We start from the raw sequence: 9088 nt of genomic DNA, 5'->3' as shown, positions 1-9088 counted from the left end.
AGTCGCTCCTGCTTTTCGTGGGCTCGCAGAGGTGCTTAAGAGACCGGTCCAGTCCGCCTTGGGATTCGTGCGGCTCGAGCGGCTTTCGACAAACCACGGATGCTGGTCGGAGGTATGCGAGATCACCTGGTCGATGATGACTTTTAACCCCAGCGAATGGGCGACACCCATCATCTCGTCGAAATCATCAAGCGTCCCGAAGATCGGATCGACGTCGCAGTAGTCCGAGACGTCGTAGCCCATATCAGCCATCGGCGATTTGAAGAAGGGCGAGAGCCAGATCGCATCGACGCCGAGATTGGCGATATGCGGGAGGCGGCGGGTAATGCCCTTGAGGTCGCCAAGACCGTCACTGTTCGTATCCTGAAACGACCGTGGATAAACCTGATAGATGACCGCACCCCGCCACCAGTCCGCTGCCTGTATCGCCATTTGCCGGATTCTCCGCGCCATTCGAAATGCGCACAGACTAAAGCCCGGAAAACAAAAAACAACCGCGCCGATGACCTCTTTTGGGCGGGACGCTCATAGCAAAGAAAACGCCGCCTGCGGGCTTGTCCACACCTTTAGCAACCCTCTTTCATTGGGGGTTGCAACGCCAAACCTTTGCGATAAGGTGCGCATTGACTTGCACGTAACAGGTCAAAAACCGGGAACAAATGACTAAGAATAGGCAAAAAAGCCTGGAAAGGTGGCCCAATATGACTCATACAACGAAAAAATTTCTAGCCTCAGCAATGCTTGGCACATTGCTGGCTTTCTCGGCCCACGCGGCCACGCTCAATATCCACAATGGCGGCGATCCGGCATCGCTCGATCCGCAAAAGCTCTCCGGCGACTGGGAGAATCGCATTGCCGGCGACATCTTCGAAGGACTCGTGGCCGAAGATGCTAAGCTCAATCCGATTCCGGGCCAGGCCCAAAGCTGGACCGTTTCGGACGACGGCAAAGTCTACACCTTCAAGCTGCGCGACGGCATCAAGTGGTCCGACGGCCAGCCGGTAACGGCCGGAGACTTCGTCTTCGCCTTCCAGCGCCTCATGGACCCGAAGAATGCCGCCGACTACGCCTATCTGCAGTTCACCGTCAAGAATGCCGAAAAGATCAACAAGGGCGAGATCACCGATTTCAGCCAGCTCGGCGTCAAGGCAATCGACGATAAGACGCTCGAGATTACGCTCGAAGCCCCGACGCCGTACTTCATCGGCGCGCTCACTCACTACACCGCATATCCATTGCCGAAACACGTCGTCGAAGCCAAGGGAGCGGACTGGGTCAAGATCGGCAACATCGTCACCAACGGCCCCTACAAGCCCGTCGAGTGGGTGCCGGGGTCGCACGTTACAACCGTCAAGAATGACCAATATTATGGTGTCAAAGACCTGAAGATCGACGGCGCGAAGTTCTTCGTGCTTGAAGACCAGGAAGCCGCGCTGAAGCGCTACCGTGCCGGCGAGTTCGACATCCTTACTGACTTCCCGACCGATCAGTACGAATGGATGAAGAAGAACCTGCCCGGTCAGGCGCACGTGGCGCCGTTCTCCGGCCTCTATTACTACGTGATCAACTCGAGCAAGCCGCCGTTCAGCGACAAGCGCGTCCGCCAGGCTCTTTCGATGGCGATCAATCGCGAGGTCATCGGCCCGCAAATTCTCGGAACAGGTGAACTGCCCGCTTATTCGTGGGTGCCGCCGGGTACGGCCAACTACGGCGAGCCGGCCTACGTCTCCTGGAAGGATTTGCCCTACAGCGAGAAGGTCGTCGAAGCTAAGAAACTGCTTACGGAAGCAGGTTTCGGCCCTGACCGTCCACTAACGGCACAGCTCAAGTATAACACCAACGACAACCACAAGCGCATCGCCGTGGCGATTGCCGCCATGTGGAAGCCGCTCGGCGTGAATATCGAACTCGTCAATGCCGAGACCAAGGTGCATTATGATCAGCTGAAAAGTGGCGAAGTGGAAATCGGCCGCGCCGGGTGGCTTGCCGATTACAACGATCCGGACAACTTCCTGAACCTGCTCGTTACCGGCGTTCAGATGAACTATGGCCGCTGGTCTAGCCCTGAATACGACAAGCTGATCAAGGAAGGCAACGCGCAGACGGATCTGGCAAAGCGCGCCGAAATCTTCAAGAAGGCCGAGCAGCTGGCGCTGGACGATTCCGCCGCCCTGCCGATCTACTATTACGTCTCGAAAAACGTCGTCTCGCCGAAGATCGAGGGCTTCGTCGACAACGTGCAGGACATCCACCGTACGCGCTGGCTGTCGATGAAAGAGTAAGGAAAACGGCCCTTCCCGCGGACTGCGGGTAGGGCCGGTCCACGATCATGATCAAATATGCACTCCGTCGATTGCTGTCGACGATCCCCGTTCTCTGGATCGCCGTCACAGCCTGTTTTTTCGTTTTGCGCCTTGCCCCCGGCGGCCCCTTCGATGGCGAAAGGCCATTGCCGCCGGTCATCATGAAGAACCTTGCGGCCCACTACAATCTGGATAAGCCGCTGATCCAGCAGTATATGATCTATGTCGGCGACCTGCTGAAAGGCGATCTTGGCCCGTCCTTCGCCAGCGAAGATTTCACCGTCGGGCAGCAGATCATGATCGGTCTGCCGTATACCTTTACGATCGGCACCGCCGCCTTCCTGCTCGCCATCCTTGTCGGCGTCATCGTCGGCTGTCTTGGGGCGCTCTACCAGAACAAGACGCCCGACTATACCCTGGGCGCACTCATTCTGATCGGCGTCGTGCTTCCCAACTTCCTGATCGCCCCGATCCTGCAGCTCGTTTTCGGTATCCGTCTCGGATGGCTCCCAGTCGGCGGCTGGGGTGACGGCTCCTTCAAGTTCCTTGTCATGCCGATCGTCGTTCTGGCGCTGCCGCATGCCGGCCGCATATCGCGCATCACCCGCGGCTCGATGATCGAGGTCATGAACCAGAACTTCATCCGGACCGCCAAGGCAAAAGGCATCGGTCCGCGCCTGACGGTCATGCGCCACGCGCTGAAACCCGCCATGATGCCCGTCGTCTCCTATCTCGGACCGGCGGCAAGCTATCTTCTCACCGGCTCGCTGGTTGTCGAGAGCGTCTTCGGACTGCCCGGCATCGGCCGCTATTTCATCACTGCAGCGCTGAACCGCGACTACGGCATGGTTCTTGGAACGGTCATCTTCTACATGGTGCTGATCGTCTTCCTCAACCTTCTCGTCGACATCGCCTATGCGTGGCTCGATCCGAAAGTGAGAAACCGATGATCCTCAACCCCGCAAAACGCGAGCTGCTCGCCGCCGAGTTGCTGCAGGCCGAAGGCCTAGCCCCCGAAGGCCGTTCGCTCACCAAGGATGCTCTTCGGCGCCTGTCACGCAACAAGGCCGCGGTAATCTCCATCGCGGTGCTGGCGCTGCTCGTCCTCCTCGCCTTCCTCGGCCCTTACTTCATTCCCTTCAACTATGAGGATCCGGACTGGGCCGCCTTCCGCACGCCCCCGGACTTTGCAAGCGGGCATTACTTCGGCACCGATCCGAATGGCCGCGATCTTCTGGCCCGCGTGCTTTACGGCACCCGTGTCTCGCTTGCCGTCGCGCTGACGGCAACCGTCGTCTCCGTCGTCATCGGCGTGCTCTACGGCGCCGTCTCCGGCTATATCGGCGGCAGGCTGGATTCGATCATGATGCGTTTCGTCGATATCATGTATGCCCTTCCCTACATCCTGTTCGTCATCCTGCTGATGGTGATCTTCGGCCGTAACGTCTATCTGCTCTTCGCCGCGATCGGCGCGCTGGAGTGGCTGACCATGGCCCGCATCGTCCGCGGCCAGACGCTGTCGATCAAGCAGCGCGAATTCATCGAGGCTGCACGCGCCTCCGGGCAGAGGCCTTTCAAGATCATCCTCAAGCACGTCATTCCGAACCTGATCGGCCCGGTGGTCATCTTTGCGGCCCTCACCGTTCCCGAAATCATCGCCACGGAGAGCTTCCTTTCCTATCTCGGCTTCGGCGTTCAGGAGCCGCTGACCTCGCTCGGCACGCTGATTGCCGAAGGCACCGATGCAATGGAGAGCATGCCCTGGCTGCTGGTCTTCCCGGCAAGCTTCCTCGTCGCCCTGCTGCTCAGCCTGCTCTTCATCGGCGACGGCCTGCGCGACGCGTTCGACCCGAAGGATCGCTAACGATGACCGACAACCTTCTCGAACTCAAAGACTACTCGATCACCTTCGAAACGCCGGACGGCCAGGTGAAGGCCGTCTCCAACATGAACCTCACGATCAAGCGCGGCGAGCGCATCGCGATCGTCGGCGAGTCCGGCTCCGGCAAAAGCCAGACTTTCCTTGGCATCATGGGATTGCTCGCCAAGAACGGCAAGACCAGCGGCCAGGCGCTGCTCGAAGGCAGGGATGTGCTGTCGCTGAAGCCACGTGAACTCGATCGGGTGCGCGGCAAGGACATGGCCATGGTTTTCCAGGATCCGATGACCGCCTTGAATCCGTCTCTCAGGATTTCCCGCCAACTGACGGAACAGCTTGAGGTTCATCGCGGTTTCACGGCGCGCGCAGCCTCAGCCGAAGCGCTCGATATGCTGAAGCGGGTCGGCATCCCCGACCCCACGCGTCGCTTCAACCTCTATCCGCACGAGCTCTCGGGCGGCATGCGCCAGCGCATCGTGATTGCCATGGCACTGCTCACCAAGCCGAAGCTGCTGATTGCCGACGAGCCCACCACCGCGCTCGATGTCACCATCCAGGCGCAGATCCTCGATCTCTTCAACGATCTGACGGCCGAGATGAATACGGCGCTCGCGATGATCACCCACGATCTTGGCGTCGTTGCCGGCCTCGCCGATCGCGTCGCGTTCATGTATGCCGGCCGCATAGTCGAGGAAGCGCCGGTCGACGAGCTCTTTGAAAATCCGGCACATCCCTATACGGCGGCGCTGCACGCAGCGATCCCGCGCCCGGACCAGGACGTCGACCAGCTCGTCGTCATTCCCGGGCGGCCGCCGAACCTGCAGCACCTGCCGAAGGGCTGCAACTTCTCGCCGCGCTGTCCCAAGGTAGAAGACGATTGCATCGATCGTCCGCCGCCGCTCGAAACGCTTTCACCACGCCATTGCGCAGCCTGCTTCCACCCCTTCCCGCGTATCGAGGAGCTTCTCAATCATGGCTGAACGATCGCTGTTGCGGGTCGAGAACCTGACGACCCAGTTCGAACTGCCCTCCAAAGGCTTCTTCAAGCCGCCGGTGATGCTGACGGCCGTCAACAATGTCAGTTTCGACTTGAAGGAGGGCCGCACGCTCGGCATCGTCGGCGAATCCGGCTGCGGAAAGTCCACGCTCGGCCGCTCCATCCTGCGGCTTCTACGCTCGCAGGAGGGCCGCATCCTCTGGCAGGGCCGCAACTTGCTAAACCTGTCGGACGAAGAGATGCGCGCCGCGCGCCGCGACATGCAGATCATCTTCCAGGATCCGATCGCATCGCTCGACCCGCGCATGACGGTCGGCGACATCATCGCCGAGCCGCTGACCGTCTTCGAGCCGAAACTTTCCAAAGCGCAGCGCCTCGAACGTGTGCGCGAGATCATGACTGCTGTCGGCCTCGTGCCGGAAATGATCAACCGCTACCCGCATGAGTTTTCCGGCGGTCAGGCACAGCGCATCGGCATTGCCCGCGCGGTCGTGACGAGGCCGAAGCTCATCATCTGCGACGAGCCGGTATCTGCCCTCGACGTTTCGATCCAGGGGCAGGTCATCACGCTCCTGCGCAAGCTCCGGAAAGAGTTCGGCCTGACGCTGATCTTCATCAGCCACGACCTTTCCGTCGTGCGGCTGATCTCGGACGACGTGCTGGTGCTCTATCTCGGCAAGGTGGTGGAAGCCGGTGATTGCCAGACGGTCTTCGAACATCCTGCGCATCCTTATACGCAGGCACTCTTTTCGGCCGCACCCATCCCCGATCCGAAGCTTGCCCGCCAGCGCACACGCATTCGCCTTCAGGGCGATCCGCCCTCGCCGCTGAACCCGCCGAAGGGCTGCGTCTTCTCGCCCCGCTGCTGGAAGGCGACGGATATCTGCCGGACGGAAATGCCGCCGACCGAGCATGTGCGCCCGGGTCAAACGGCAGCCTGTTACCATATGGACCGGTAAATCGCGTCCGCTCTGGGTCAGCTCGCGCGCAACACGCGCGTTGCCCAGCGCCTGCCCCGGAGCGGAACAATCGCGCTCCGGGGCAGTTCTCCCCTTACACAAGCATGCGGGTCACAGCAGGGTTCCGAAGGAGGAGAAATTGCTCAAGCTGATATCCAATGCCGGCCTTGTGCTGGCGCTCACATTCGGGGGCGCTGTCGCGCCCGCATCCTTTGCTCAGGCTCAGGACGTCCAGTTCCGTATCGGCCCGGACGGCGTGGGTATCTACGAACGCGATCGCGATGATCGTTATCGCGACGACTACCGCCGGGGCTGCAGCCCGCGCGAGGCACAAATCGCCGCCCGCGATTCCGGCCTTCGCCGGCCTGAGGTCGTCCGTGTGACGAGGCGCAGCGTCACGGTGCAAGGCTGGACCCGTTATGGCCCGGACCGCATCGTCTTCGCCAACCGCCGCGGCTGCCCGGAGATCGGATAGGCAAACGAACGATCTGCGACATGAGCCCGCCGTCACGCCGGCGGGCTTTTTCACCACTATTTCTGAGGTTTGCGCCCCGTTTGTGAGCCTGTAACTCTTGACGATTGCCCTTCCACTCGCCTTCGCCATGAGGATTGCCCAACGTGGTGGGCATTCTACCATGAAAACACACAGGCCTAGACGCTGATGCAGCGCTGCTTTTGCCACCGCCTTTCCGGCCCAGGCCGAAGATCTGACGTTCAAGCACATCAACGGCGGGCATCGAAGAGTGGGAGGATGATGTCTCCGGCAAGCAGGTCCTGAAGCCGGGCGAAACGATCAGCATCACCATCGCCGATGGCCGCGATGTCTGGAAATACGACATGCGCTTCGAATTCGACGAGGCTTCCGACCTCTGTTCGACCGAGGACCGGCAGGCTCTCTGCCAGCTCGGCAGCTACACGATCCACGAAAGCAATCCGCCATTGGCCTCAAACCTGTCTCGCAAGCGGGCGGGGCTGGTTATTCCGGTGGCTGCCGTCCAACCGGCAATGCCTGCGCTTGCCTCCAAACGCCTCTGCGCGTAATCAGCAGACGCGGAGAATTTTCGGGAGGCAGTTTTGAACGGACGGTTCTTATCGATCGGTGAGTGCATGGTGGAGCTTTCGCAGGCAGGCGGCGGCCTGCTGAGAAAGGGTTTCGCCGGCGATACGCTGAACACCGCCTGGTACGCTCGCGCCTGCATACAGCCCGCCTGGAGCGTCGATTATTTCACCGCGCTTGGCGATGACGCCATGTCGGACGAGATGATCGCCTTCTTCGAAGAAGCAGGCATCGGCACGAATCTCATCAGGCGCATCAAGGGCAAAGCGCCCGGCCTTTACATGATCAACCTCAGGAACGGCGAACGCTCCTTCAGCTACTGGCGCGACAACTCCGCCGCCAGGCAGCTTGCCGCCGATCCCGACCGATTGCGCGAAGCGATCGAAGGTACAGACGTCGTCTATTTTTCGGGCCTCACGCCCGCCATTCTTCCGCGCGAAGACGCCGACACGCTGCTTGCCGAAACCCGCCGCGCCAAGGCCGCAGGAAAATTCGTGGTCTTCGATCCGAACATTCGCCCGCGCCTGTGGGCGAGCTATGACGTCATGCATACGACGATCAGCGAAGGCGCCCGCTCCTCTTCCCTCGTCATGCCGAGCTTCGACGACGAGGCCCTGCATTTCGGCGACGACTCCATCGAAGCCACCATCCATCGCTACCGTGCCCTCGGCGCACCGAACGTGCTGATCAAGAACGGCGCGGACGGCGCGACGCTGAACTTCGCCGGCCAGGAGGACTTCGTACCGGCCGAAACGGTCAAGGAGGTCGTCGATACGACCAGCGCCGGCGACAGCTTCAACGGCGCGTTCCTCGCCAAATATCTCGAGACGAAGGATGCGGTCGCCAGCGCCTGTTTCGCGGTGAAGGTTGCCGCGCGTGTCGTCAGCGAGCACGGTGCACTCGTGGCAAAGGATAAGCTCGGGCTCTGAACCTCGATCGGCAGCCTGTAATAAATCCATCACAGAGAAGCCTCAAAATAAGCACGCGGGAATCACGTTCCTTACGCCCGCTTGGGGTTGTGCCGCTGCCGCCCGATACGGCGTGGCGTGGATGGAAAACGGGACATGCTGCAACATCCGTCGAATAACGATCGCGGCGAGAGCTGGGCCAATAGCGCGCCTGGAAGCTTGCCCGAGAGGCTGGTGATCGTCACCGACGCCTGGCATCCGCAGGTCAATGGCGTTGTCCGCTCGATCGAGAATACCAACCGCGAACTCGCGAAACTGGGGGTCGAAGTGTCCATGGTGACGCCCGAGCGCTTCAGCAGCTTCCCCTGCCCGACCTATCCGGAAATTCGCCTTTCGATCGCCAATTACCGCCGCGTCGCCCGCGAGATCGAAAAGCACAAGCCGTCCTATGTGCATATCGCCACCGAAGGCCCGCTCGGGCTGACGGCGCGGCGCTGGTGCCTGAGTACCCGCATGCCGTTTTCCACCAGCTACCACACGCGCTTCCCGGAATATGTCTCGGCCCGTCTGCCGATCCCGAAGCGCTGGCTCTACGCCTTCGTGAAGTGGTTCCACAATTCCGGCGCCGGCTGCATGGTGGCAACGCCGAGCCTTGCCCGCGAGCTGTCGGAAAAAGGCATCCGCAACCTGATGCCCTGGAGCCGCGGCATCGATGCCGCGCAGTTCCGCCCGATGGAACTGGAAGAAAAGCCTTTCGGCCTGCAGCGCCCCATCTACATGACGGTTGGACGGGGGGCGTTGGAAAAGAACCTGCCCGCCTTCCTCGATCTCGGCCTGCCCGGCTCCAAAGTCGTGGTCGGCGACGGCCCTGCCCGCGACGAGCGGGAAAAGCGCTATCCGGGCGGGTTCGTGACCGGCCTGAAATTCGGTGGGGATCTTGCCGGGATCTATGCACAGGGCTGTGACTGCGTCTTGCCGGCGGGGA

At 61.0% G+C, this 9088-nt stretch carries 9 protein-coding genes and 1 pseudogene; 9 read left to right on the top strand and 1 reads right to left on the bottom strand.

What is annotated here, in order from left to right; genetic code table 11:
* The coding region (locus tag C9413_RS21855; RefSeq protein WP_246703820.1) for an alpha-amylase family glycosyl hydrolase at window positions 1-432 on the bottom strand (432 nt) is incomplete at its 3' end.
* A 269-nt stretch (window positions 433-701) separates the two neighbouring features.
* Here C9413_RS21855 and C9413_RS21850 point away from each other — a divergent pair.
* The 9 genes and pseudogenes from C9413_RS21850 to C9413_RS21810 all read left to right on the top strand — a co-directional run.
* Window positions 702-2282, top strand: coding sequence for a peptide ABC transporter substrate-binding protein (locus C9413_RS21850; protein WP_039845526.1), 1581 nt, complete (start codon window positions 702-704; stop codon window positions 2280-2282).
* A 47-nt stretch (window positions 2283-2329) separates the two neighbouring features.
* On the top strand, window positions 2330-3253 hold the full coding sequence (locus C9413_RS21845; protein ID WP_039845527.1) for an ABC transporter permease subunit: 924 nt from the start codon (window positions 2330-2332) through the stop codon (window positions 3251-3253).
* A complete protein-coding gene (locus C9413_RS21840; protein ID WP_039845528.1) occupies window positions 3250-4167 on the top strand; it encodes an ABC transporter permease subunit in 918 nt (305 codons plus the stop codon). The genes C9413_RS21845 and C9413_RS21840 overlap by 4 nt, the downstream gene beginning before the upstream one ends.
* 2 nt (window positions 4168-4169) lie before the next feature.
* Window positions 4170-5162, top strand: coding sequence for an ABC transporter ATP-binding protein (locus C9413_RS21835; RefSeq protein ID WP_170250901.1), 993 nt, complete (start codon window positions 4170-4172; stop codon window positions 5160-5162).
* Window positions 5155-6138 (top strand): oligopeptide/dipeptide ABC transporter ATP-binding protein, encoded by a 984-nt coding sequence (locus C9413_RS21830; RefSeq protein WP_039845530.1) that lies wholly within the window; start codon window positions 5155-5157, stop codon window positions 6136-6138. Before C9413_RS21835 ends, C9413_RS21830 begins: the two co-directional genes overlap by 8 nt.
* A 169-nt stretch (window positions 6139-6307) precedes the next feature.
* Window positions 6308-6613: a hypothetical protein gene (locus C9413_RS21825; RefSeq protein WP_223844016.1), complete on the top strand. Its 306-nt coding sequence runs from the start codon at window positions 6308-6310 to the stop codon at window positions 6611-6613.
* A gap of 232 nt (window positions 6614-6845) precedes the next feature.
* Window positions 6846-7065: pseudogene (locus tag C9413_RS34560) on the top strand (hypothetical protein); the annotation flags it as partial.
* A 147-nt stretch (window positions 7066-7212) separates the two neighbouring features.
* The gene (locus C9413_RS21815; RefSeq protein WP_170250900.1) at window positions 7213-8124 is read left to right on the top strand and encodes a sugar kinase; all 912 of its coding nucleotides are present in this window, start codon (window positions 7213-7215) and stop codon (window positions 8122-8124) included.
* 135 nt (window positions 8125-8259) lie between these two features.
* Window positions 8260-9088: glycosyltransferase family 1 protein (locus tag C9413_RS21810; RefSeq protein WP_170250899.1), on the top strand; the 829-nt coding region annotated here is incomplete at its 3' end.

This window comes from Rhizobium sp. SEMIA 4085 (assembly GCF_013004495.1).
Classification (GTDB): domain Bacteria; phylum Pseudomonadota; class Alphaproteobacteria; order Rhizobiales; family Rhizobiaceae; genus Rhizobium; species Rhizobium gallicum.
Note: the sequence above shows the minus strand (reverse complement) of the source record. Positions and strands in the feature narration are given on the sequence as shown.

Bases quoted from the DNA above. Each gene is read 5' to 3' on its own strand.
- C9413_RS21850 (WP_039845526.1), top strand. From the start codon at position 702: ATGACTCATACAACGAAAAAATTTCTAGCCTCAGCAATGCTTGGCACA.
- C9413_RS21835 (WP_170250901.1), top strand. From the start codon at position 4,170: ATGACCGACAACCTTCTCGAACTCAAAGACTACTCGATCACCTTCGAA.
- C9413_RS21845 (WP_039845527.1), top strand. From the start codon at position 2,330: ATGATCAAATATGCACTCCGTCGATTGCTGTCGACGATCCCCGTTCTC.
- C9413_RS21830 (WP_039845530.1), top strand. From the start codon at position 5,155: ATGGCTGAACGATCGCTGTTGCGGGTCGAGAACCTGACGACCCAGTTC.
- C9413_RS21840 (WP_039845528.1), top strand. From the start codon at position 3,250: ATGATCCTCAACCCCGCAAAACGCGAGCTGCTCGCCGCCGAGTTGCTG.